This window comes from Thalassolituus sp. UBA3500 (assembly GCF_002377545.1).
Taxonomy (GTDB): domain Bacteria; phylum Pseudomonadota; class Gammaproteobacteria; order Pseudomonadales; family Oceanobacteraceae; genus Thalassolituus.
On sequence record NZ_DFQB01000020.1, the window covers coordinates 1 to 24,830 of the forward strand.

Annotated in this window: 19 protein-coding genes; 16 read left to right on the top strand and 3 right to left on the bottom strand. The window is 47.6% G+C overall.

What is annotated here, in order from left to right; translation table 11 throughout:
- The first annotated feature begins 112 nt into the window (after positions 1–112).
- Genes flgJ through flgL form a run of 3 tightly spaced genes read left to right on the top strand, consistent with a single transcriptional unit; the run spans position 113 to position 5,357 of the window.
- On the top strand, positions 113–1,135 hold the full coding sequence (gene flgJ / locus B2R29_RS04350) for a flagellar assembly peptidoglycan hydrolase FlgJ (RefSeq protein ID WP_301179946.1): 1,023 nt from the start codon (positions 113–115) through the stop codon (positions 1,133–1,135).
- Entirely contained in the window at positions 1,128–4,103 is a 2,976-nt protein-coding gene (flgK, locus tag B2R29_RS04355) for a flagellar hook-associated protein FlgK (protein ID WP_301179947.1), read from the top strand. The genes flgJ and flgK overlap by 8 nt, the downstream gene beginning before the upstream one ends.
- A gap of 15 nt (positions 4,104–4,118) precedes the next feature.
- On the top strand, positions 4,119–5,357 hold the full coding sequence (gene flgL, locus B2R29_RS04360; protein ID WP_301179948.1) for a flagellar hook-associated protein FlgL: 1,239 nt from the start codon (positions 4,119–4,121) through the stop codon (positions 5,355–5,357).
- 769 nt (positions 5,358–6,126) lie between these two features.
- Here the strand turns inward: flgL and B2R29_RS04365 are convergent.
- The 3 genes from B2R29_RS04365 to B2R29_RS04375 form a co-directional block, all read right to left on the bottom strand.
- On the bottom strand, positions 6,127–6,786 hold the full coding sequence (locus B2R29_RS04365) for a metallophosphoesterase (RefSeq protein ID WP_301179949.1): 660 nt from the start codon (positions 6,784–6,786) through the stop codon (positions 6,127–6,129).
- The gene (locus tag B2R29_RS04370; protein ID WP_301179950.1) at positions 6,783–8,135 is read right to left on the bottom strand and encodes an O-antigen ligase family protein; all 1,353 of its coding nucleotides are present in this window, start codon (positions 8,133–8,135) and stop codon (positions 6,783–6,785) included. The genes B2R29_RS04365 and B2R29_RS04370 overlap by 4 nt, the downstream gene beginning before the upstream one ends.
- Positions 8,136–8,219: 84 nt before the next feature.
- Entirely contained in the window at positions 8,220–8,810 is a 591-nt protein-coding gene (locus tag B2R29_RS04375) for a hypothetical protein (RefSeq protein ID WP_301179951.1), read from the bottom strand.
- 273 nt (positions 8,811–9,083) lie between these two features.
- Between B2R29_RS04375 and B2R29_RS04380 the strand changes: the two genes are divergently transcribed.
- The 13 genes from B2R29_RS04380 to B2R29_RS04440 all read left to right on the top strand — a co-directional run bounded on the left by B2R29_RS04380 (position 9,084) and on the right by B2R29_RS04440 (position 24,674).
- The gene (locus B2R29_RS04380) at positions 9,084–10,046 is read left to right on the top strand and encodes a DHH family phosphoesterase (protein WP_301179952.1); all 963 of its coding nucleotides are present in this window, start codon (positions 9,084–9,086) and stop codon (positions 10,044–10,046) included.
- 179 nt (positions 10,047–10,225) lie between these two features.
- Positions 10,226–10,825 carry an adenylyl-sulfate kinase gene (cysC, locus tag B2R29_RS04385; RefSeq protein WP_301179953.1) on the top strand — a complete coding sequence of 200 codons (600 nt, stop codon included), beginning with the start codon at positions 10,226–10,228 and terminating at the stop codon, positions 10,823–10,825.
- An 81-nt stretch (positions 10,826–10,906) separates the two neighbouring features.
- The gene (locus tag B2R29_RS04390) at positions 10,907–12,190 is read left to right on the top strand and encodes an oligosaccharide flippase family protein (protein WP_301179954.1); all 1,284 of its coding nucleotides are present in this window, start codon (positions 10,907–10,909) and stop codon (positions 12,188–12,190) included.
- A 639-nt stretch (positions 12,191–12,829) separates the two neighbouring features.
- Positions 12,830–13,714: a glycosyltransferase family 2 protein gene (locus tag B2R29_RS04395; protein ID WP_301179955.1), complete on the top strand. Its 885-nt coding sequence runs from the start codon at positions 12,830–12,832 to the stop codon at positions 13,712–13,714.
- 480 nt (positions 13,715–14,194) lie between these two features.
- Positions 14,195–14,965, top strand: a complete 771-nt coding sequence (locus B2R29_RS04400; protein ID WP_301179956.1) for a hypothetical protein — start codon at positions 14,195–14,197, stop codon at positions 14,963–14,965.
- Entirely contained in the window at positions 14,943–16,034 is a 1,092-nt protein-coding gene (locus B2R29_RS04405) for a glycosyltransferase (RefSeq protein ID WP_301179957.1), read from the top strand. The genes B2R29_RS04400 and B2R29_RS04405 overlap by 23 nt, the downstream gene beginning before the upstream one ends.
- Positions 16,024–16,770, top strand: a complete 747-nt coding sequence (locus tag B2R29_RS04410) for a WecB/TagA/CpsF family glycosyltransferase (protein WP_301179958.1) — start codon at positions 16,024–16,026, stop codon at positions 16,768–16,770. The genes B2R29_RS04405 and B2R29_RS04410 overlap by 11 nt, the downstream gene beginning before the upstream one ends.
- 602 nt (positions 16,771–17,372) lie before the next feature.
- Positions 17,373–18,191: an acyltransferase family protein gene (locus B2R29_RS04415; RefSeq protein WP_301179959.1), complete on the top strand. Its 819-nt coding sequence runs from the start codon at positions 17,373–17,375 to the stop codon at positions 18,189–18,191.
- Positions 18,170–19,312: an acyltransferase family protein gene (locus tag B2R29_RS04420; RefSeq protein WP_301179960.1), complete on the top strand. Its 1,143-nt coding sequence runs from the start codon at positions 18,170–18,172 to the stop codon at positions 19,310–19,312. Before B2R29_RS04415 ends, B2R29_RS04420 begins: the two co-directional genes overlap by 22 nt.
- Positions 19,313–19,586: 274 nt before the next feature.
- Positions 19,587–20,069, top strand: a complete 483-nt coding sequence (locus B2R29_RS04425) for a GDP-mannose mannosyl hydrolase (RefSeq protein WP_301179961.1) — start codon at positions 19,587–19,589, stop codon at positions 20,067–20,069.
- Positions 20,066–21,577, top strand: coding sequence for a mannose-1-phosphate guanylyltransferase/mannose-6-phosphate isomerase (locus B2R29_RS04430; protein WP_301179962.1), 1,512 nt, complete (start codon positions 20,066–20,068; stop codon positions 21,575–21,577). Before B2R29_RS04425 ends, B2R29_RS04430 begins: the two co-directional genes overlap by 4 nt.
- A 13-nt stretch (positions 21,578–21,590) precedes the next feature.
- Entirely contained in the window at positions 21,591–23,369 is a 1,779-nt protein-coding gene (locus B2R29_RS04435) for an SLC13 family permease (protein ID WP_301179963.1), read from the top strand.
- 138 nt (positions 23,370–23,507) lie between these two features.
- A complete protein-coding gene (locus B2R29_RS04440; RefSeq protein ID WP_301179964.1) occupies positions 23,508–24,674 on the top strand; it encodes a nucleotide sugar dehydrogenase in 1,167 nt (388 codons plus the stop codon).
- Positions 24,675–24,830: the final 156 nt, after the last annotated feature.

The window sequence follows — 24,830 nt, forward strand, 5'->3', positions numbered from 1 at the left end:
AAGCTTCCCTCCTACAGGACAAGCCTGATGTAGGAGGGGATCACATCCCCGAACACCCGCCCCCCCCAACCTTGGCCCACCTTTTGCAATTTCCTCTGTAGAGGTGCATTGCATGATTCAGAATTCACACAACGCGGCAAACGTATTTACTGATATTAACGGGCTTCAGGGCATCCGTGCGCTGGGTAAATCCGACCAGGACGCCGCGTTAAAAGAAGTCGCTAAGCAGTTTGAATCCATGTTCGTCAGCATGATGATGAAGTCCATGCGTGACGCTTCAAATGTATTTTCAGAAGACTCTCTGTTCAGCTCTCCCGAGGCTGATTTCTACCAGAACATGTACGACGATCAGATGGCTGTAACCCTCACACAAGGCGAGGGCACGGGCCTTGCCGAGGTTATTCACCGTCAGCTGATGTCGCAGTACGGCATGAACCCGGATGCCACAGGTAAGGTCGATCAGAGCCAGATTTTCGATCGCCGTTTTACCGGAATTTCGCAAACCATCAAGCGTGTTGAAGAAGAGCTCGATAAGCTTCCACAGCGTCCTGCGCCGGTCGATGATTCCGATGTCGATACTAATCAATCAGCCACCACTGGCGCCGGTACTAAGGGGCAAAGCTTTGCCTCTCCGGCAGAATTTGTTGCCGCTGTTTACCCTTATGCTGAACGCGTCGGTGCTGATCTGGGCGTTGATCCAAAAGCGATTGTTGCTCAAGCCGCGCTTGAAACAGGTTGGGGTAAGTACACCATCAAAGGTGAAGACGGCCGCCCATCGAACAATCTGTTTGGTATTAAAGCCGACAGCCGCTGGGATGGCGATGTGGTCAGCATCCAGACACACGAATACCGTCAGGGTGTAAAAGTGAACGAGCAGGCAGACTTCCGCTCGTACGCGTCACTTGAAGACGGCCTGCAGGATTACGCTGACTTCCTGCGCGACTCTACTCGTTATCAGAGCGCTATTAACGAACAGTCCACTGGTCAGACATACGGCCATGCGCTGCAGAAAGGTGGCTATGCAACAGACCCAGAATACGGCAACAAAGTAGAGCGTATTTATAACGGCGACCTGCTGAATAACACGCTCAACAATATGCTGAACGCGACGACACTGGAGAACCAGGATGGCTAATATTCTTGATATTGGTATTTCCGGTCTGCGTGCCCAGCAAACGGCGCTGACAATCACCGGTAACAACATCACTAATGCGGGTACCGAAGGCTATTCCCGACAGGAAGTGAGTTTCAACGAGAATAACCCGCAGTTCCGTAATGGCATCTGGGTTGGCTCGGGGGTGAATGTTGATTCTGTACGCCGTGTATACGATCAGTTTTTAACAGAACAGCTGCGTCGTGATACTTCGACCTTCAACGAATTTAATGCACTTTCCGTCAATGCAGGGCAGATCAATAGTTTGCTGGCAGACAGCGGTACTGGTGTACAACCGGGCCTGGAAAGTATGTTTGGCGCGTTGCAAGCCACGGTGGATGATCCATCCTCTCTGCCTGCACGCGAAGTATTAATCAGTGAGGCGAATGGCCTTGTCGACCGCTTCAGTGCCATCAGTGATCGTCTGTTTGAGCAGAACGATATCATCAACGGCCAGATGGAAGTCATCGCCGGTGAAATCACCACCATCGCAGAATCTATCGCCGAACTGAACGAACAAATTCAGTTTGCTTCTGCGTCTGCCCAAGGTCGCGAGCCGAGTGAGCTTTTGGATCAGCGTGACCGCTTACTAAAAGAATTATCTGAATACGTTCAGGTAAATATAGTTGAGCAGGACGACAGCGTCTTCAACGTTTTTATCGGTAATGGTCAGGCGCTGGTGGTAGGTAACGAATTCAACGAAGTATTTACCGATGTAGGCGCGAAAGACCCCTCACGTGTGGATATCTATTTCCGTAAAGGCACTGCGGTTCAGAACGTCACGCGAGAAATTACCGGCGGACAACTCGGCGGTATTCTCGACTTTCGTGATCAGGTACTTGATCCGAGCCTCAACCAGCTAGGTCGCTTGGGTCTCGTCATCGCCCAAACGATGAACGATCAGCACAAACTAGGCGTTGATTACGATGGCATTAAAGGTGAAAACTTTTTCACTGACATTAATGAGCCAACGAAAACTTACCAGCGTGTGCTGGGAGATCGTAATAACGCAGATCCCGATGATCGGGTGATTGCCGTCGAAATCAAAGACGCAACTCAGTTAACCACCAGTGACTATGAAATTCGTTTTGTCGGCCCGGACGATTATACCTATCGTGTTTTCCGTAACGATACGGGTGAGTTATTACAGACTAACGCTCTGAGCGGCGCATTTCCTGAGTCGATTGAAATTGACGGAATGGAAATTCGTTTCGAAGCAGGCACGTTTCAGCAGAATGACCGCTTTCTGATTTCACCGACGCGTCGTGAGTCTCAGAATCTCGATATGAACATCACTCGTGCTGAACAGGTGGCGCTCGCATCGCCGATCAGCACAGATACCGCTATCGGTAACCGGGGTAACGCCAGCATAGACCAGGGCGAAGTTTATAACCTTGGGACGTCTTACTTCTCAGAAGAAGGTGAAATGACACCGCCGCTTCTGATTCGGTTTACCTCGCCAACAACCTATGATGTGCTGGACAACACAGACCCGGGTAATCCGATTCCGTTGTTTCCGCCACTTATGAACCAAACCTTCACGCCGGGCATCAGTAACAGCATATTGCCAGAGGACGAAGGCAAAACCGCGTTCACAAGCTTTGGCGGTGTGTTACCTGTTTCACCAACGTATCAACAAAACGGTACCAGCGTAGACTCAGTGAATGGCTTTTTCCCTGAGCGCATTGATATCGGCTTTACCAACCCGAATAACGGGCTGACCGCCAACCAGCGTACACTCATTACCCCGCTCAATGCCACGGCTCGTGAAATTGCAGAATCATTAAGCAAGCGTGACGGTGTAGAGGCCTCTGCACGAACCACGGTTGAAATTACCGACCTTGAAACCGACAGCATTAACTTTCTCGATACCGAATTTACCTTAAACGGTGTCGTGCTGACGCAAACCCTTGGCCCGAATCAAAATCAATACGATGCCAATTATCCGGATGAAGTCCCTGATCCGATCACATTAAACTTCCTCGCAGATCGAATTAACGCCAATTACGAACTGCAGGACGCAGGCATCGTCGCCCGAAGTGACGGCGGCAAACTGACCATCATTGATTTAAATGGCGACGACCTCGACTTCGAACTCCGTGGTGATGCAGGTGACAGCTTCCGCATTGGCAATGGCATTGATATCCCGCTGAAAGCCACAGCTATGGAAACCGAAGATCCGCTGAGTAAATTTGAAGGCTACGACTTCTCAGAGGGTGGCCCCTACATTTACGAATTCAGCGACCCTTCGCAGGGCACCATATCGTTTGAAATGACTGGCACCTTTGAAACCGGCGACGACCTACTCGAAGGTTTCCGTCAGGCGATAGAAAACTCTGGCTATGTTTTCTCTGGCAATGTCGACGTTGATATCAGCGAAAAAGGGCAGGTTACCTTCCAGCCACGCCTGGAAGTTAACGGTGCAGGCACGGTCGGCACGAATAAAGTATCCATTGGTGGGCAGGTTAAAGTCATTGTCGATGAGCACTACGATCTGAATATCGCACCGCCGGGCAATAATCTCTTCCCGACAGACCCGGTCGGTGAGCCCGTCGCATTTGGCTTCCACGTCAATATTGATGGTATTGCCGAAGTTGGCGACGAATTTACCGTCGACTTTAACAGCGACGGCACGTCCGATAGCCGCAATGGCGTAGAAATGGCGGCACTGCAAAGTACCAAAACAGTAAAAGGTCAGAGCAGCTACTCAGACTCTTATGCGCGCCTTGTCGAGGTCGTTGGCTCAGTCACGAGCCGGGCGCAGATCAATCGTGACTCATCTGAAGTGCTGTTGCGTAACTCGCAGACCGCCGTGGATGCAACGTCCGGCGTGAACCTCGATGAAGAAGCCGCCGCACTGATTAAATATGAACTGGCTTACAACGCCAGTGCCCAGGTCATTCAGGTGGCCCGGGATATTTTCGACACCCTGATCAGCACCTTCCGATAGGGTGAGGAGTAAACTATGAGAATCGCAACGCTCCAGTCATTTAACCTCGGCCTTAATGCCATCCTCGATGCGCAGGCGTCTGTGAACAAAACACAGCAACAGGTATCCAGCGGACGCCGGGTATTAACCCCAGCTGATGACCCGATTGCATCAACCAAAATTCTGCAACTACAGCAGGACCTCGCGCAGCGCGATCAATACGACCGTAACATGACCGCCGCAGACAACCGTCTCAAGCTTGAAGAATCGTCGCTTGAATCCATTACCGAAGCCTTAACGCGCCTGCAAGAACTCACCGTAAATGCCGGTTCTGGTACACTCACGATTACCGACCGTCAGGCTATTTCGGCAGAAATCGGCCAGCTCGAAGACCAACTCGCATCACTGTTTAACACCAAAGACCCGAACGGCGAATTCATCTTTGGTGGTTTTAAAGGCGCGACTCAGCCGTTCCAACAAAAAGAAAACGGCCGCTACGAATATCAGGGCGATGAAGGGCAGCGCTATCTCGCCATCGGCGATACAACACGTGTTGCGACAGGCGACAACGGTAAAAAACTGTTTGTGGATGTTCGCGCCGCGAAAGACACCTTCACCTCATCCGTCAATCCACTTAATACAGGCACGACTCAAGTAAATGCCGGATTCGTGGTCGATGAAGAAGCGTACGCCAAATTCTACCCCGATGACCTCATCGTCACCTTCAACCCCGAAGCTGCGATTGATCCACCGGGGCCGAACTACACCATCCGCCGCGCCTCCGACGGCCGCATTGTTGATGGTATTGCTGATCGACCCTACTCAAAAGGCGCCGAAATCGTCGCGGCTGGCATAAGCATAAAAATCTCAGGTGACCCAAAACCAGGCGATGAAGTACTGGCAAAATCCAGCCCCAAACAAAGTATCACAGATACCGTATTCCGCTTACGACAGGGTCTCGACACGTTGCAGGATAACCCGACCGACTCAGCGACCCTCGACATCCTGATCGAAGATACGCTGACCAACCTCGCCAACGCTCAGACCTCAGTGTCTGAAGTACGCAGCCAGTTGGGTGCGCGCTTAAACGTAGTCGAAAATGCACGGAACCTGAGTGACGACGTGCGGCTCGTCAGCCAGGAAGTGCTGTCAGAATTGTCGGATGTCGATTTTGCCGAAGCCGTTAGCCGATTGAGTTTGCAGACATTCCTGCTGGAAGCCGCGCAACAGAGTTACACGACCATCAGCCGGCTGTCGTTGTTTAATCAGTTGTAAGCGGTTTCTGTAGGAGGGGATCATATCCCCGAAAGCGTCGGCGGTCAGGACATACCATGTAGGAGGGGATCATATCCCCGAACATCTCGCGTTAATCACATATTGTCGGGAAGAAGCTTCCCTCCTACAGGAAATCATGGTGTAGGAGGGGATCATATCCCCGAACACCGGTCGGTCATCACATATTGTCGGGAAGAAGCTTCCCTCCTACAGGAAAGCATGATGTAGGAGGGGATCTTATCCCCGAAAGCGTCGGCGGTCAGGACATACCATGTAGGAGGGGATCATATCCCCGAACAACGTATCGGCCTCGGCAATGTCGGGAAGAAGCTTCCCTCCTACAGGAAAACCATGATGTAGGAGGGGATCATATCCCCGAAAGCGTCGGCGGTCAGGACATACCATGTAGGAGGGGATCATATCCCCGAACACCGGTCGGTCATCCCATATTGTCGGGAAGAAGCTTCCCTCCTACAGGAAAATCGTGATGTAGGAGGGGATCATATCCCCGAACATCTGGCGGTCATCACATAATGTCGGGAAGAAGCTTCCCTCCTACAGGAAAATCGTGATGTAGGAGGGGATCTTATCCCCGACAGGCCCAAAAAATATCACCCACAAAAAAGGCCCCCGAAGGAGCCGCAGGAACCACTCCTCAAGAAGCAGCCAAATCCATAATCCGACATAACCAATACTTAGGCATCAGATTGAATACTCTGGATTATGGCTCAAATTGTCACATTGTCAATAAAAGACCAGACTGACAGCCTCAAAGCTTCTTGATGATAAAGTCATTGCCCAGAAAAACCCCAGGTTCAATGTAGTAGCGATTGCCCAGCTTCAGCTCAAAGTCACTGATGCAATGCCCATGAAACAGATAATCAATCCCTCGCACACTATGCTCTGATCGACTATTAAAATTACTTCGCGACCAGATACACCGGTACAGCTGATCCTGATCAAACTGCTCGAAGTTATCCCAATGATCCGACGGGAAATCAGCATGCACGATGCCGTAGCGCACGCCCTCTCTGTTTTCGACCTCAATCGCCACGGGTAAGCGCTCAATCCGATCAAACCATGCGGGCCACTGATCGGGCGACGTATGCATTACCCAGTCACCACCATGATTCAGCCAGGTCATACGTTCGCGACTGTTTTTGTACTTCATGCCACTGACCATCAGATACTCATGATTCCCCAGCACAGCAAAAAACCAGGGTTCATTTAGCAGTTCCAGCGCCTCGATAGACTCTGGCCCCCGGTCAATCAGGTCTCCAACACAAATGACGCGATCGGTGTCGGCATTAAAGCCAATATCAGCCAATTGGCGTTTAAGCTGAGTGACGTGTCCATGAATATCACCAACAACATAGTCACTGCCTTCGTTGTTAACGGGTAGGGTTAAACGGTGTGCCTTAAGAATCATGCAGAAGCCTTGCGTCCGGTGCGTCGTCTCATGCGGCCAGAAGTTGAATTATGAGGTGCCCAACGGGCGACGGCCGACAGCGCGAGTATAACGACAAACAACGACGCGTTCGCAGGAATTTGCAGATTAAAGTCCACGGTCGAGTGAATTCCAATCGCCACTATGGCCATAGTGACCGAAAACCCAACGCCCTGATAAAAACGACTGTTGCGCTGGCGCATCGCCACAATGCCATTCCAGAACGCCCAAATTACAATGGCGGCTAGGGCAATCGTGGCTGGCGTCCCAAATTCTGAAGCGAACTGGGCGTAATCATTATGAGCATTGTTGTATAAACCAAAGCTTGTAACCTCCGAACTCTTCAACGCCGGAAACGTATGAGTGAAGGTGCCTGCTCCAGTACCTGTGATCGGATTATCCAGAAAAATATTAAACGTATCGCGAGTAACCTCATCCCGGCTTTCTGTTTGACTGCTCGTCTGCTGTAAGCGCTCAGCGACCTTATCTACACCGAAGAAGGTACCCACGATGGCAATATCAATAACGAGCAAGCTTCCTAACAACACAGTGGTTGCTGTCGTCTTATTGCGCATTAATACCAGAGCCAATGCTCCTGCCACCATCAGGCTGGCAAAAAAAGCCGTATTTCCCATACGAGAGCGAGTCAATACCAGAGCGATCACCATAATTGCGAGCAGCAACCGCAGGATGAGCTTCTTACTGAGCAGCACTTCAACCAACTGGCGTAAACGCTGGCGCGCAGAGCCAAAGTAGCGCGTAGGCTCAGCCAATAGCAGGCCTATGCCTAACGCCAAAGACAATTCCATCAGCCCAGCCAGGCTGTTCCGGTTCACGTAGGTGCCGGTCGCAACACCTCGATAGTGCTCCTTTTCGGCAAAGAAACCATACTCCAGACTGGTAAGTACCATAAAGGCACCATACAAAGCCTGAAACGCCGCAGCGGCAACCACCACCCAAACTAACTGGCGAACACGTTGGCGGGAATCGACAAGCAACAAGGCCAAAGTAAACACAGCCGCATAGAGCAACCCTTGTGACAGCGACATAAGAGAGTCATAAGGGCTCAATGACGTTATCGCCCACTGCACAACGACCCACAATTGAACGCACCAAATCAACACAAGTGGCAACGTACTGTGAGAAAATGCCGGTGTCACTGGTAACGCGGGTAAAGAGCGAAGACTCTGCTCGGCAAGCCGACCACGAAACTCAAGACCGAGCAGCACAAAGGCCAGAGCCGAGGCCAGGTTCCAGGCTAAAGGGTGTACAGAAGCTTCAGGTAAGGGCAGAAAGAAGATAATGCAAAGAAAGGCATTCCAGCGATTCATACAAAGCGGGCTCAGGTTCGAACAAGACCAAGAAAAAACCCGGCCTAGGCCGGGTCTTCAATAGCATTCAGGATTAAAACTGAATTATACAGGGCTAACAGGCTGGCCCGCATTAGCTGGTGGTGTCGGTACCACCGGAGGTGTAAAGCCGTTTGCTGGCGTTTGACCGGTTTGGCCTGGAGTCTGAGCATTCAGGCCCGGCGCACCAGCGGTACCGTTGCCGTTATCGCCGTTGTTGCTCTGGCCACCAGTTTCACCGCCGTTACCGCCACCGTTACCGCCGCCTGGACCTCCTGCGGTTGCTGCACCTTGGCTGATACCCGCTGCTGCAACGTCACCTGGTATACCAGCATTCTGTGCTGCAGCCAGTACCTGACCTTGCGGAACGTTGCGCGAAGATGACGCAGTAGTCACAGCTGCAACAGCATCTTGTTGAGAAGCACCAGACGCGAGAGCCATACTCATCACGCTGTCAAGTGAAGCACCTTCGTCCATTGCAGCACCCAGGGCATCTGCGAGAGATAGCTCAGGGTTTGCTGCCATGGCTGCTTCCACGGCAGCCTCAATGGAAACACCTTCGGTCAGGAACGGTGTCAGAGCAGATTCTGCTTGTGCAGTCGACGCCATCATTGGCAGTACAGCAGCAAGTGCAAAAGTAGTAATGAGCTTACGCATGGTGGTTCCTCCGCGAAGCGTAAAATTAAAAATCTTGCGTAGTGTACGTTTTGATCAGAAGGATGCCAAGCGTCCTGATGTGATAAAAGGCTCCGAACCTGCCATTTCGACGGGTTTGACATGTTATTTACAATGCGGAGTTTTGTTCAGTCACATTTGTACTCATCATACTCCCGATATCCGCCTCGCTGACGCTGTTTGGTAAGAATAGCAGTCTTCCATTACTATTCGGCGGGTTAACTCACACCAGTGGCACCAAGCGAGCGATTACCCATGGCACATTACGACATCTTTAACGGCGATGCAGACGGCATATGTTCACTGATTCAACTCCGGTTAGCAGCCCCTAAAGACAGTACCGTTATCACGGGTGTGAAGCGAGACATCAAACTTCTGGCGAAAGCCAACCTTACCGACGGAGACAGTGCAACCGTATTGGATATCTCCATGGAGAAGAATGCAGATGCACTTCGGGCAGCGTTGGGCGCGGGCGCTTCCGTATTCTATGCCGACCACCACAGATCTGGGGATATTCCAGATCATCCCTCTCTTGAAGCACACATCAATACTGCACCTACGACCTGCACCGGCCTGATCGTAGATTATTACCTGAATGGCCAATACCGTGAGTGGGCAATCGTTGCAGCCTATGGCGACAATATTATTCAGGTCGCTGATGAGTACTGTGCTCAGCTTGGGCTATCACCCGAGCAACAGAATCAATTGCTCAAGCTAGGTACGGCCATGAACTACAACGGCTACGGAAGCACAGAACAAGATCTGTACTACACCCCCGAAGCGTTATACCGGGTAGCCTGCCAGTACGAGACCCCATTCGACTTCATAGCAAATGAAAATGAAGTCTACGAAACCCTTACCCAAGGCTACGACGAAGATATGGCCAAGGGGCTGAGCATAACACCAGACCAAGTGACTGAATCTGCTGCTATGGTCACCTTGCCAGACGAACGCTGGGCGCGACGTGTAAGTGGCGTACTGGGTAATGAGCTAGCGAACCAACACCCCAGGCGCGCGCATGCGATACTCACCGAAGTACCAGGCAAAGTTGATCATTTTCAGATAAGTATCCGAGCGCCAAAATCAAACCCCTCGGGAGCTGACGTCATTGCTACCCAGTTCGGTGGCGGCGGCCGCAAGAATGCCGCCGGTATCAATGAAATAGCGAAAACAGACCTGGCGAGTTTTTGGGATGCGCTCGTCAATGCATACAGCTGATTGGTTGATCAGGGCCGACAATAAAGGCCTGGATGGTAAATGGTAAATGAAACCTGACATTCGCCATTTGCCGCCAATTGTCTTGCATTGGCATGTTCCAAACTGGTGCAAATTCCGGTACCTTTCGCAATATTGACTACGGGTATCGTTATAAACATATAACCAGTGCAGGGATTCACATGACAGCAGCCACCAATGTCGTATGGCATGACACCAAAGTGACGAAAGAAAGCCGCTGTGCTCACAAAGCGCAGAAACCCTGCATCCTCTGGTTTACTGGTTTCAGCGGTTCGGGAAAGTCCACCATTGCCAATGCGGTTGAGCATCGCCTGGCCGAGCTGAAACAGCATACCTACCTGCTTGATGGCGATAACGTCCGCCATGGCCTTAATAAAGACCTTGGCTTTACGGATGAAGACCGAATCGAAAATATCCGCCGTATTGGCGAAATGTCAAAGCTGTTTGTGGACGCCGGGCTTATCGTTGTCACCGCCTTTATTTCTCCCTTCAAAGCAGAACGCCAGTTGGTGAGAGATCTGGTGGATAAAGGTGAGTTCTTTGAAGTGTTTATGAGCACGCCGCTTGAAACCTGTGAAGAGCGTGACCCCAAGGGCCTGTATAAAAAAGCGCGTGAAGGAAAGATCAAGAACTTCACCGGCATCGACTCAGAGTACGAACCGCCCGAAAACCCCGAAGTGACGTTAGATACCTCGACCATGACGGTTGAAGAATGTGTCGATCGGGTTATCAGCCACCTTAAGGATAACCAAATTCTGTAACGCAGCGATTTGACGCCCGACATCTATTGTAGGAGCGCTTCAGCCAACTTGTTGGCTATGCGCGAAATAAAGGACGCACCGGTGACACACCAACTGGCAACAGGCCGAACCGCCACACTCATTAAACTCGGCTTTGCCGCAGGTGCAAAAACCGCCGCCGCCTTTGCCGCCTTCGCCCTCACTGCACTCATCACACGCAATATGCCCAACGACGAGGCTGGTTTATTCCTGCTTGGCTTCACCTTGATAACGGTACTGTCCATCTTCTTCCGCTTGGGGCTCGATAACGTCATTCTTCGTTTTCTGTCTGCTCATGGCACCGATGACTTTGCCCAAGAAAAGCTCAACCGAGGCCTGCTCTGGATAGCCACGGCGGTTATACCGGCAACTATTCTCGGCATAATGCTCAGCGAACAGATCGCCACAACCATATTCAACAAACCAGAATTCGAACCGGTACTCTTCTGGATGCTGCCTGCACTGCCTGCTATGGCGATCTTTATGTTGCTCGCTATGGCTTTTCAGGCTCAACACCGTGTTGTTTTAACGACAATATTCCAGAATCTGGGTATCTCAACCTTGTTTATCGTGGGTTTTGGCTATCTGTGGTTTGAGCAACCCGACGCCATCAGCGCCGTATCGGCTGCGCAAATATACACCGTGGCTGCCGCCGCCATGTTCATTGCGGGGGTGACCCTCTGGTATGGTCAGCGCAATGTGAACTTCAAGATTACCGGTTACCGTGACCCGGAACTGACCCATGCCAGTATGAACTTATGGACGGCCTCTATAATGGGCCTTGCCGTGCAGTGGTCCGGCATACTCGTTGCCGGTGCCATGCTCCCGCCGGAAGATGTGGCACTGCTCACCGCCGCACAGCGCACGGCCATGCTCACGAGTTTTGTGCTCATGGTGGTCAATATGGTCGTCGCGCCCCGATACGCCAGATTATGGAAAGAGGGCAACATAGAACGCATTCGCTACCTGGCCAAGTGGTCCACCCGTGGCATGATTGCAATGGTGCTGCCCGTCGTCGCAGTTATGATGATCTGGCCAGAAAAGGTAATGGGCCTGTTCGGGGAAGGTTTTGAGGAAGCGGCAATACTGCTAATGATTCTGGCTGTTGGGCAGTTTGTGAATGTAGCGACAGGCTCGGTAGGGTATTTGCTGAACATGAGCGGCAATGAACAAGATTTTAACAGAGTCACGATTATCGCAGGTCCCAGTACGATAGCCCTTGTGATGGTTCTTACTAATTATTACGGGGTTATCGGGGCTGCGGCTTCGACAGCAGCCGGAGTTTCTATCCAAAATATTTTGGCTCTGTCAAAGGTGCGTAGTAAGTTGGGTATTCAACCCTTTTAATAAACACTTCAATTTGTGAAGAAGATTGAACATGAACGTATTTATTGTGTCACCCGGCAGAACTGCCACGACGACATTCTCTCAAGCATTGTCTTGTTTAGATGGGTATACATCGTCCCATGAGTCTCTGGTTCAAAAGTTGGGACAGGGTAGAGTGGAGTACCCTATTAATCACATAGAGTGTGATAATCGGTTGGTATGGTTTTTGTATCGATTGACTAATAAGTATTCTGCAACGGGAGTATTGGTGATACTCCATAGGGATGTTGAGAAAATTTCTCAGTCATATAATAAAAGATGGCGAAAAATTCAAATAATGAAAGCTTTCTCCCAAGGTATTCTGATGAGAGGGTTTGCGGGTAATAATATCGATGTCTGTAGGGAGTACGTAAATTATTGCTACGAACAACTTAATTATTTTTCTCGGCAGTGGAAGGTTGTTATACATTTGGATGTAGAACGCCCTGATGACGGTATCGTAGAACTTCTAAAAGTATTGAATAGAGAAAATGATGCTGGAAGAGTTCTGAAATATATCAAGGAGAATAGATCTAATCAAAATGTAAGTGAGTGGAAGAATCGGTGGGAAGCTTTTAAATATAATACGAAATGTCTAATTTCCGATCTAAGGTAGATGTTATGAGTGCCTTAGTCAGCGTCATTATACCTACGTACGGACGGTCTTTGTATTTGGAACGTGCTTTAGATAGCGTTTTTAATCAAACCTACTGCAACGTGGAAGTTCTCATCGTCGATGATAATGGTATCGGGACTGAAGAGCAAAAGAAGTCTTCAATGCTTATGCTTGATAAATATCGAGAATATGAAAATTTAATATATATACCAAATGAGATAAATAGGGGTGGGGCGGTCGCAAGAAATATTGGCATCGACAATGCTAATGGTAAGTATATTACCTTTTTAGATGATGATGACGAATACCTGTTGGATAAGGTTGAAAGACAGGTGCGGTCAGTTATTAATGGTAATCTCGATGTCGCACTATGTGCAGCTTACTATTTTAATAGCAAGGGTGAGAAAGAGAATTCTATTGCAAGGCCGATAGGGGAAAATATTAGAGACTTTTTGCTGGGTGGAGTAGCTTTGACTCCAATGATTATGGCAACAAAAGAATCTTTGAACAATGTCGGGGGGTTTGATGAAACACCTCGATATCAAGATCATATACTTATGCTGAAGTTATTGGCTTCTGGTGTGAGTGTGGGAATAGACAATACTCCATTATATAAATGTTACAGGCACGACGGTGTTCGTATATCTACTGGCGAGAAATCATATCATGGTGTTATGTATAAACACAAAATCGAAAGAGGTGTTTCTGGTACGTTGTGCAGTAGTGATCGTGATCGGTTGAAATGTAATCAAGAGATTGAGCTTTTGGCGTACACTCCTTTTAGTAAACTTTTTATTAGATCTTTTAATTTGCTATTCAGGAAAAATTGCGACAGATTGTTTCTGGTTAAGGAATTGATAAAAATTGTTTTTTCATTGAGGAATGTGTAAGTGTATAGGTACGGCGAGCAATTGATTCAGAGCCTCCGTCTGGATGATTGCTACTCATATACCTTTCTTATCCTGTTAGGGCTCTGTCTTGCTAAGTCGTTTTCACAGTCACTAGGTGTTGGTGCTCTTGAACTGATAACATGTTTTATTTCAGTTATGATTCTAAGGAGATTTCTACCGGTAATTGTTCTTTATTTTTTGCTTATTTATGCAGCATTTTTGGTTGTATTGTTACTGTCTTCGATCAATTCTTTTGCATCAAATAGCCAGGCCAGGATGGCTGTTGTAACACAATTCTTAGTATACCTGAAACTTCCATTGAGCGTTGTACTTCTCATCTCTCTTGCTGAATTTTCAGGTAGGTATTTTACTTGTAGATTATACATGTATACCAAGTACCTGTTGTTTTTTTCGTTAATTTTATGCGTATTTCAGTTAACTGTACCTAGCTTGGTAGTTGAAGTATTTTCCGGGCAGTATTTGGATACATATATTACGGGATTTGATATTAGAAGGATGACAGGAGTTTACAATCACCCTACCCTGTTGGGCTATCTGTCAGCGATATCTTTTATATATCTTTTATCTAAGCCGTTATCGCGTGAGGTTTTTCTTTTGCTAATTATTTCGTTCATTTTACTTCTCTTGTCGGGGCAGAGAGGGGAGCTTGTTTTGCTTTTTGCTTGTTTCCCGCTTGCTTATCTTTTGAGGGTTTCTTATAAGATGTTCGGAGTATTTGGTAGCGGAATACTATCTTTGATAATTTATATTATTACATGTATGAACTTTGAAAGTATCTTTGGTATTGATATTGCTGGAGATAATGTCGTCCGACATGTCCTGTATGCTGGAGCCTATCAGGTGGCATTCGATTATTTTCCATTGGGTAGTGGAATGGCTACATATGGATCGAGTAATTCTGCTGAGTCATTAGTTTACTATGACACAGGAATAGAAATGTTGTGGTGGTTTTCGAAGGGAACGGCTTTCTTGACTGATACCACGTGGGCGATGATTCTCGCTGAATCCGGTTTTATTGGTACGGGGGTATACTTGTTCTTTGTATCGATATTATTATTCTACTGCGTAAGCCGGAACAGTTCAATATATTCATGTGCGATTCTCTCTTTTATATTGTTGGAAAGTTTGTCGAATCCCACCTTTACAAGTTATGTCTATGTTCTGGTCGTGGGTTTTGCTTATGCGCTATTTTCAGGAGGTGGGATGCGTGAAAATTCTTATGGTGATTAATGGTGAGTACTACGCTGGTGCTGAGCGTGTACAAGAGAGTCTACTTAGAGGAATAATTAATAGTGATCATCACAAGGCTTGGGTTGCGATATACAAAAATGGCATATTCCCTGAAACCTCAGGGTTGTCAGATACTTTAAAATTTTACTCTATTAAAGGCTTTCGCGTATTTAGATTGCGCGGAGTAATAAATAAAGTGAAACCTGATGTCATAAACTGCCATTCTCCCATGACGTTGTTATTAACTTTAGCTGCTGTTTTTCTTTCATTGAGCCCTGCACGTGTTGTCTACCATGTACACAGCCCGGCGAGAGAGGATACTGAAAGTCGCATTAAAAATATGGTGAAGTACTGTATTGAGAAATTATCTATACGGGTCTTATCCCCAGCGGTGGTTGGTGTGTCGCAATCGGTAATAAAGCGGAGTGGCTACCTCGATACTTATAGTGATGTTACAGTTGTAGCTAATGGCATCTATGATTCGGTGGATAGAGTCTCATACAATAGAAGCGAGGATGAGCTATTTAAGTTATCTTTTGCTGGCCTCATTAGGCCTCGGAAGGGGTTTGATATCCTTCTTTCTGCTCTATCGCTCTTGCCGAGCGATATTAAGAGTCGAATTAGACTGTCGGTTTACGGAGAATTTGATAGCGACTCTTATAAAGAGATGATTTTGGCTAAAGTGAGGAGTGACGAGTTAGATAATATTGTCTGCTTCAAGGGGTTTGATAAAAATATACCCAGAAAAATATCGGAAAGTCATGTTTTTGTAATACCTTCGTTATATGGAGAAGGCCTGCCAATGGTTTTGCTGGAGGCAATGTCTGTTGGTAGTGCTATAGTAGCAAGCGAAGTTGGTGGTATCGATGAGGTATTAGTTGATGGTAAAAACGGACTGCTTGTTCAGCCTGCTAACCCTTTAGCTCTCTCAGCGGCAATTGAAAAACTTTTTGTCAATCCTTCATTGTGCGAAAAAATAGGAAAGCGTGCATTGCTTGATCAACAGGAGGCGTATTCCGTTGATTCGATGCTGGCCCAAACTTTTAAGGTTTTTGAGAATGGAAGGTAATTTATTCATACTCTTAGAAGCTGTAACTGTATGGCCCTCAAGGGAGGAAGCCATCCCATCGCTGTTGGAGCGCGGTGGGGCACGCATTTTATCCTTTTTAAATGCTCATGCGGTAAATCTTGCTGTTAGTGATAAGACATTTATGAGTGCTTTACTGCAGAGCGACTATTTGTTTAGAGATGGTGTAGGAATTAAGATTGCATTTGGATTGCATGGCTCTGACGCGGGAGCGAACTTGAACGGTACAGACCTTATTCCTCTGTTGCTTGAAGATTACAGGCATTCTGGGGTCCCTGTTGTATTTATTGGTGGGACGCCGGCAGTTTCGAAGAAGTTAGAAAACAGGCTTGCTAAAGATTGGGGCGAAGGTTTTTACTGTGAAGACGGTTTTCATGAGGATGACTACTACTTGAAGTACCTGTCGGAAATTCCATACGAGAAGTTTTTAATTGTTCTTGGTATGGGAATGCCAAAACAAGAGAGGCTGGCTTTGAAAATTAAAGATATGTTGTCTGATAATGATGTTCTTATTGTCAATGGTGGTGCGATTATTGATCGTATTTCCGGTGTTGTTGAAAGGGCACCCTCCTGGATGGCTGAAAATGGATTGGAGTGGCTGTATCGGCTTTGTAAGGAGCCGGGGAGGTTATTTCGCCGTTATGTTATTGGGAACCCTATGTTTTTGTTAAGGGTGTTTATTTCGTCTATTGTAAGTCGCACTGAGACTAAATCATAGGTTTTGCTGAGATAAGGGCTTGAGTCGCCAAGGTATCTTTGTGGAATGAGATAAAGGATGTATATTGAAGAGTTTAACATGGAAGATAATCTTTCGGGTGTGGTACCCTTATTTGGAAAATTTAAGATCGATGAAAATACCAAGTGGTTCAAGAAGCGAATTGAAATTAATTGGTTTAACTTAAGGTATCTTTTAGCTGTCTTTAAAGTATCTTTGTGAGATTGTTATTGATATGAGTGTGTTTTTTAGGTCCATTATTTATAGAATGCCATTTTTTTAAGTATTTACGCGATAAAGGTACAGTTGATCAGATTTTGGCTGCTGAAATTTTTTCTTAAGATAGCCAAGGTGAAGTCTATTAAGTTGAGGGAGTTAGGAGGTTTTTTCTAAGGTGCCTTTTCGGTGATTTGTCCTATGTCTTTCGTTTCCAATATCTTTATACTCTCAAAGGCGCAATGGAGAATTGTGGAAACGATAAGCTGGAAAATTAATTTTAGTGGCTATGTAGTATTTTACTGAAGTCTTAATTTGTTATCCGTGTTTTATATTTCGCTAGGGTTTAGGGTTTTGGATGTTATTATTTTTTATTTTTAGGTGTTGGAATGGGGCGTAATGATTTTTTTCAAGGTTACCGGCGCGATATTGATGGTTTGCGAGCCATTGCTGTTCTTCCGGTTGTGCTCTATCACTTTGGGTTGGAAGGGATTTCTGGTGGTTTTCTCGGTGTGGATGTTTTTTTTGTTATTAGTGGTTTCTTAATATCCGGAATAATATTTAGGGAGGTTTTGAATGAGGAGTTTTCGATCGTTAATTTCTATGAGCGTCGGTTTCGTAGAATCTTACCAGCATTGATTTCTTTTTTAACTATTACGACTGTTCTAGCAATATTTCTATATTCGCCGCTTGCTCTTATTGATTATGGTAAAAGTCTTTTAGGTGTTGCTACTTTTACCTCAAATTTTGTTTTTTATAGTGAGTCCGGTTACTTTGATGTCGCTTCAGAGATGAAGCCATTGATTCATACATGGAGTTTAGCTGTAGAAGAACAGTTCTATATATTTTTCCCAGTTTTAATGCTCTTGATATGGAGGTTTTCCTCCAAGTTTCTCGTAACTATAATGTTTTGCTTATTACTACTAAGCCTTGTTGCTAGTGAATACGCTTCTTTGCGTTGGCCTTCGGCTAATTTTTATTTTATCTTAACCAGAGGTTGGGAGCTTCTGGCAGGTGTAATGACTATGCTGGCGCTAAGAAATTATAATGGTAAAGTTAGTTGCCTGTTGGCCACTTTGGTCAGTACTTTCGCCTTGATGGTGCTTTTTTATCCTACGGCTTGTTTGATTCTGAAGTCGCCCATCCAAGTTTTTACACTCTTGCTCCCGTCTTATCAGTGTGCCTTTTGTTGTTTTTTGGCGCAGTAAGAAAAAATCGTGTCTCCATATTGCTGAGTTATCGGCCATTAGTGTTGATTGGTTTGATAAGTTATAGCCTTTACCTAGTACACCAGCCGTTGCTGTCATTTTGTTTGGTTTTGATAGAAGGACACCTGACCCCGCCTTTGACGATTTTGTTAACAGTTCTGAGCCTTGTGTTGGCTTATTTGTCGTGGCGGTTTGTTGAGCAGCCATTTAGAGATAGGCGGAAAGTTTCTGGTCATTTTATATTTGTGGCATCTGCTGTTTCTCTTTGTCTTGTGTTTGTGGTCGGTACTTTAGTGATGTGGTACGCAAAATCAGCGAAAAACAGGATTTTATCTGGTGACGTTCCACTCGTTAGTCCGATGAGAGCGAGCTGCCATGCAAGTGACTCTAATTATATAGATCCAGATGACGCCTGTATTCTTGGTGCTGATGGAGGTGGTAGTAAGCCTAGTATTGCTGTATTTGGTGATAGTCATGGTGTTGAGTTGAGCTATGCTTTGTCTATTACTGAGGAGCAGCCTGTTGTCAGCCTTACATATTCAGCATGCCCCCCTGTTGTTGAATCTGGTTTGTATGCTCCATCGAAGTGTGCGGAATGGAGCTCCAAAGCGCTAACCTCGATATTAATAAACACTGATATCGATACTGTTTACGTTGTGTATCGCATCCATAAGCACCTTCATGGGGATCAGCTCAATTGGTACCCGGATATTCCTCCTATAGATGAAGTTTCAGGCGAAATTAGAACTGCGAGGTGGGGAGCATTAGTTAGTATACTAACTCGTCTTAAAGATTCTAAACGCCGGGTAATATTGGTATTGCAGCCTCCCGAACTAGCGGGCGATATCAAGTATTTAACTCGCTCAGAGTATAGTTCAGTTCAATACACTGATATTTATGGTGTTCCATACAGTTGGTGGGAGCGCAGGACCGAGTTCGTTATCAATCACCTTGCTACCATCCCGGATGGCGTTGATATTTTAGATCCCTCGCTGGCCTTGTGCGACTCGGAACATTGTTATGTGAGTAAAAAAGGTTCACTAATGTATTTCGACGATGACCATTTATCTGTGGCCGGTGCGCTTTATGTTCTTAAATACTTTGAAAGGAGTATAGATTGACCCATATTCTTATGGATTTAATGGCTGATAACGTATGATGTGATGCGGTGCGATTCACACTTGTTTGGTCAAGCCTGGTAAGTTCGGTGTCGCTACTGGTGCTTATAGTCGCTTAAGTTGGTTTATTGATTACTGATGCGTTATTTATTTTGCAGTTCCGGTGACCTTTGCATTTAAAAATAGGGTTCGCGTACAGCCAGGCAAGGTAGCTGAAGCGCTCCTATGGGGTAAATGATGTAGGAGCCCGTTCCACGGGCGAGTTTTCAGGTTTGTTATGAAGCACTGGTTAGATGACGACACCTTCAAAACCATTGTCGATACGACTCCTCTGGTATCTATTGACTTGTTGGTTCGTAATGTTGATGGGCAAATTCTCGTTGGTAAGAGAGTGAACCGGCCAGCACAGGGATTCTGGTTTGTGCCGGGTGGTCGTATTTTGAAGAATGAACGGCTGTCAGATGCGTTTGCTCGGCTTACAGAGGCAGAATTGGGTATTCGGTTGGATATCGTTTCTGCGTGTTACCTGGGCTTGTATGAGCATTTTTACGATGACAGTATTTTCACTGATGATGGATGTGATGTGTCTACGCATTATGTTGTGAATGGGTTTGAGGTGATCCTGCCTGATGGCTACTCCGGTCTGCCTTACGAGCAACACAAAGAGTACCAGTGGCTCACAGAAGGTGAGTTCGTTTCCAGCGATGAGGTGCATGTGCACAGTCGTTGGTATCTGGATAAAGAAAATGGTTTTCTATGATTCCTGTGATTATGGCTGGTGGTTCTGGTACGCGTTTGTGGCCGCTGTCGCGCACGGCATTCCCTAAGCAGTTTTTATCGCTGGGCTACGACCAGACCATGCTGCAGCAGACGGTCTCTCGTTTGGATGGTTTAAACACCACAGACCCGATCATCATCACGAATGAAAACCACCGCTTTTTAGTCGCGGAACAACTGCGTCAGATGGGGCAGAGTGCTTCGATTCTGCTCGAGCCGGTGGGTCGTAATACGGCACCTGCGATTGCGTTGGCGGCGTTTCAGGCGTTAGGCGATAGCAAGAACAACCCAGATGAAGCGCCGGTTTTGTTAGTACTGGCTGCAGACCATGTGATTAAAGACACTGCTGCATTTCAGGCCGCTGTTAATAAGCTGGAACCTGCAGTTCGTGACGGTAAGTTCGGCACGCTGGGGATTGTGCCGACTGAACCTGCAACTGGGTACGGTTACATCGAAGCGGGTGCTGAGTCGTCGGGCTTATTTGCCGTCGAGCAGTTTGTAGAGAAGCCGGATGCTGCTACAGCACGGCGTTATCTGGATGAGAATGCAGCCCTGAGCGGAGAGAGCCTCGCGAGAAAATGGTACTGGAACAGCGGTATGTTCATGATCCGCGCAGATCGCTACTTGGAGGAACTGAAGCGCCTCAGTCCGGAGATGTATGCCGCCTGTGAAGCCGCGATGGCTGATACGCAGAGTGATATGGATTTTATCCGTATTAATGCAGAAGCGTTTGAGCAATGCCCGGACGATTCGATTGATTATGCCATTATGGAACCATTGACAGCGGAACCGTTGAGCAACTCAGAAGGGGAGCCTCAGGTCGTCGTTGCGCCGCTGGTGGAGGCTGGTTGGAGTGACGTAGGTAGCTGGTCAGCCCTATGGGATATTGCGGATAAATGCGATAACGGTAATGCTGTACTTCATGCGGTTAAGGGGGGGGGCGAGACTATCCTTAAAGATACTCGCAACTCTTTAGTCAGTACCTGTGATCGCCTGATCAGCACGTTAGGCGTGGATGATCTGGTGATTGTGGATACAAAAGACGCAGTCCTGGTCGCTCATAAGAGTAAAGTTCAGAATGTCAAAGACGTTGTCTCTGTTTTGAAGGAACATGGTTTGCCACATCATGAATTCCACCGTGAGCTGTATCGCCCTTGGGGTGTGTGTGATTCAATTGACCCTCCGTTAAATGAGCGGCATCAAGGGTACAAGGTGAAACGTCTGACCGTAAGGCCTGGTGCCAAACTCTCGCTGCAAATGCATCATCACCGTGCAGAACACTGGATTGTGGTGTCGGGTACTGCGAGAGTAACCAATGGTGAGAATACGATTGTGCTGGCTGAGAACGAATCTACATATATCCCTATAGGCCAGACTCATCGTCTTGAGAACCCGGGTACAGTAGACCTTGAGATTATTGAGGTTCAGTCTGGTTCGTACCTCGGTGAGGACGATATTGTGCGCTTTGAAGATAAATACGGTCGTGTATAAAGGACAACAGTGATTGCTGTCATTTGATTTTTTAGTCGTTACCTTTCTTTTTGTCGCTGTGGTGGTGGTGCTGGCTGTCACCAGACTTCGACCAATCGCAGTATTTGCCATGGTGGCGTTTGTGCTATACGCATCTGGCGTACTCACGCTGGATGGCCTCTCGCATAATTATGTGAATCCTTCACTGCTGACTCTGATCGGCTTGGTTTTACTGTCGGTTGTGCTTGAGAAGATCAGCTTTGTTTCTGACCTTTCCCGGCGAAGTGTGACTCAGAATGACGGTGCCTCTGGAAGCGTCAGTCGTGGCGTATTCAGGCTTGGGTTGGTCGCTGGGGTGATTTCATCGTTTTTGAATAACACAGCGGTGGTTGCAACGCTCATGGGTGGCTTGCGGCGTCAGCCTCATTTGCCCGTTTCGCGGTATCTGCTGCCGTTATCGTATGCTTCTATTGCTGGCGGCATGATGACTTTGGTCGGCACCAGTACCAATCTGATTGTAAATAGTTTTGTTGAAGAAGCGGGTGAAACGCCACTTGGCTTTTTTGATTTTACGCTGATCGGTGCGCCCGTCTTTCTGGCAACCTTGGTGGTGATTTCGTTGCTGTCGCATCGTTTTTTGTCAGATCGGCAGGTCGCGACGGATGCGCAGGAGCGCCGTGAATATTTGTTTGAACAGACGGTCATGCCCGGTTCGCAGTTAATCGGTAAAACCATTCAGGACAACGGCCTTCGCCAGTTAGAGAACATGTTTCTGGTTGAAGTGGTGCGTGAACAGAGTAGTAAGACTTATGCTCCGGTTGCACCCGATCTGATTATTAACGCAGGAGATGTGCTCGTTTTTTCTGGTGATCCTGCTTACGAGCATATTTTTCAGCAATTTGATGGCTTGGTTGCTTTGGGGGGGGATAAGCACTCTCACGGTGATGGTGCGCCACTGGCTGAGGTGATTATTTCGCCAACGTCTTCCATGATCGGCTACAGCTTGAAAGCCTGCGAATTTCGCTCCCGGTTTGATGCTGCGGTTATTGCTATTCGCCGTGGCAGCCGCAATATTCGCGGTAAGTTAGGTGATCATGTGCTGCAAGCTGGAGATTGCTTGTTACTCACTACCGGGCCTAAGTTTGGTAATAAAGGGGCTGAGAGCAGCAATCGCCGTGACTTTATCACCGTATCAGGTATTGAGCGGCGTCAGCCGTTGAGTACCTACGCCAGCGGTATGGTGATGGGGGGATTTGTACTCGCGATAGGCTTGTCAGTGGCGGGTGTAATTCCGTTGCTTAAGGGCGTGTTATTACTTTTGGGAGCTTGCCTGGCGTTCAGTCTTGTTACGATCGAAGAACTTAAAGGCCGCTTCCCATTTGAGTTGATTGTGGTAATCGGTGGTGCTCTGGGGCTGTCGCAAGCGATGTTTCAGGTTGGTCTAGCAGAGATGCTGGCGGGGGCTGTAAATTTTGCGGTAGGGGGTATGGGGCCGTTTGCCGCGTTAATAGCAGTGTACGTGGTTACCTGGTTGGTAACAGAACTGGTAACTAACAATGCGGCAGCGGCGCTTATGTTCCCGATTGCCTATGCTACGGCAGAGGCCTTAGGCGTCAGTCCATATCCGTTTTTTATGGCGCTGGCCTTTGGTGCGAGTGCAAGCTTTATGTCGCCTTACGGCTATCAGACGAATCTGATGGTATACAGTGCAGGTAATTATCAGCTGAGCGATTATCTTAAGGCGGGCTTTCCTCTGTTGCTGGTATACAGTGTGGTAGCGCTGAGTCTGATACCGATAGTATTTCCGTTTTAACGCTTGTTTATGTCTCTGTTTTGACTCTGAAGGCATATTTCATATTTCTGACATACTGGCCGAGTACAAGCTCCTTTCTTTATCAGGGCGTGGTAGTATTCCGCCAAGTTTCATTTAAAGATTCAGGATTGATCAAATATGAAAATCGCTATTGCCGGTACCGGCTATGTAGGTCTTTCTAACGCCATGCTGCTGGCACAGCATAATGAAGTGGTCGCTGTTGATATCGTGCCTGAGAAGGTCGAGATGCTGAACAACAAGCAGTCACCGATTGTTGATGCTGAAATTTCTGACTTTCTGGCTAACCGCGATATTAACTTTCGGGCGACGCTCGATAAAAGCGAAGCCTATGCTGATGCGCGCTTTGTCGTTATCGCCACGCCTACTGACTATGACCCGGTAACGAACTACTTTAATACCCGCTCGGTTGAGAGTGTGATTGCCGACGTAACAGCGGTGAACCCGGATGCCGTGATGGTCATTAAGTCGACCATTCCGGTTGGGTATACCCAGAAGCTGAAAGAAGAGACGGGTTGTGAGAACCTGATTTTCTCGCCTGAGTTTCTGCGTGAAGGTAAGGCGCTGTACGATAACCTGTACCCAAGCCGTATTATCGTCGGTGAGCAGTCTGAGCGTGCTAAAGAGTTTGCTGACCTTCTGTTGCAGGGTGCGGTTAAGCAGGATGTTCCTTTACTGTTTACTGATGCGACTGAAGCTGAAGCCGTTAAGCTGTTTTCGAACACGTATCTTGCGATGCGTGTGGCGTATTTTAATGAGCTGGACTCGTACGCAGAGACTCATGGCCTGAATACTCGCCAGATTATCGAGGGTGTTGGTCTCGATCCGCGTATTGGTAACCACTACAACAACCCGTCGTTTGGGTATGGTGGTTACTGCTTGCCGAAAGATACCAAGCAGTTGCTGGCGAACTTTGAAGACGTACCGAGTAATATCGTGCGCGCCATTGTGGATGCCAACAGCACCCGTAAAGACTTTATTGCGGATTCTGTGATTCGTAAGAACCCGAAGGTGGTGGGCATTTATCGCCTGGTGATGAAGTCTGGGTCGGATAACTTCCGTGCATCAGCGATTCAGGGTGTGATGAAGCGCATCAAGGCGAAGGGTATTGAGGTTATTGTGTATGAGCCAGTGCTGGAAGAAGAGGATTTCTTCAATTCGCGGGTGGTGAATGACCTGGAAGCGTTTAAGGCCGAGTCGGATGTGATTATCGCCAACCGTTTGTCGGATGATATTCGCGATGTCGAAAGCAAAGTGTATACGCGGGATCTGTTTGGGGCGGATTGATCGCGAATAGCCTTCGGCTGATTCGCTCCCACATGGGTGGAGCTGGCTGGTTGATTTTCTCCCACATGGGAATTAGACAGTCTTTGTGGGAGCTATTCAGCCAGCTTGCCTGGCTAATAGCGATAGGTTTCGCGAATAGCCTTCGGCTGATTCGCT

Excerpts from the sequence above, each read along its gene's own strand:
- flgJ (WP_301179946.1), top strand. The coding sequence starts at position 113 with ATGATTCAGAATTCACACAACGCGGCAAACGTATTTACTGATATTAAC.
- flgK (WP_301179947.1), top strand. The coding sequence starts at position 1,128 with ATGGCTAATATTCTTGATATTGGTATTTCCGGTCTGCGTGCCCAGCAA.
- flgL (WP_301179948.1), top strand. The coding sequence starts at position 4,119 with ATGAGAATCGCAACGCTCCAGTCATTTAACCTCGGCCTTAATGCCATC.
- B2R29_RS04365 (WP_301179949.1), bottom strand. The coding sequence starts at position 6,786 with ATGATTCTTAAGGCACACCGTTTAACCCTACCCGTTAACAACGAAGGC.
- B2R29_RS04370 (WP_301179950.1), bottom strand. The coding sequence starts at position 8,135 with ATGAATCGCTGGAATGCCTTTCTTTGCATTATCTTCTTTCTGCCCTTA.
- B2R29_RS04375 (WP_301179951.1), bottom strand. The coding sequence starts at position 8,810 with ATGCGTAAGCTCATTACTACTTTTGCACTTGCTGCTGTACTGCCAATG.
- B2R29_RS04380 (WP_301179952.1), top strand. The coding sequence starts at position 9,084 with ATGGCACATTACGACATCTTTAACGGCGATGCAGACGGCATATGTTCA.
- cysC (WP_301179953.1), top strand. The coding sequence starts at position 10,226 with ATGACAGCAGCCACCAATGTCGTATGGCATGACACCAAAGTGACGAAA.
- B2R29_RS04395 (WP_301179955.1), top strand. The coding sequence starts at position 12,830 with ATGAGTGCCTTAGTCAGCGTCATTATACCTACGTACGGACGGTCTTTG.
- B2R29_RS04410 (WP_301179958.1), top strand. The coding sequence starts at position 16,024 with ATGGAAGGTAATTTATTCATACTCTTAGAAGCTGTAACTGTATGGCCC.
- B2R29_RS04415 (WP_301179959.1), top strand. The coding sequence starts at position 17,373 with ATGGGGCGTAATGATTTTTTTCAAGGTTACCGGCGCGATATTGATGGT.
- B2R29_RS04425 (WP_301179961.1), top strand. The coding sequence starts at position 19,587 with ATGAAGCACTGGTTAGATGACGACACCTTCAAAACCATTGTCGATACG.
- B2R29_RS04430 (WP_301179962.1), top strand. The coding sequence starts at position 20,066 with ATGATTCCTGTGATTATGGCTGGTGGTTCTGGTACGCGTTTGTGGCCG.
- B2R29_RS04440 (WP_301179964.1), top strand. The coding sequence starts at position 23,508 with ATGAAAATCGCTATTGCCGGTACCGGCTATGTAGGTCTTTCTAACGCC.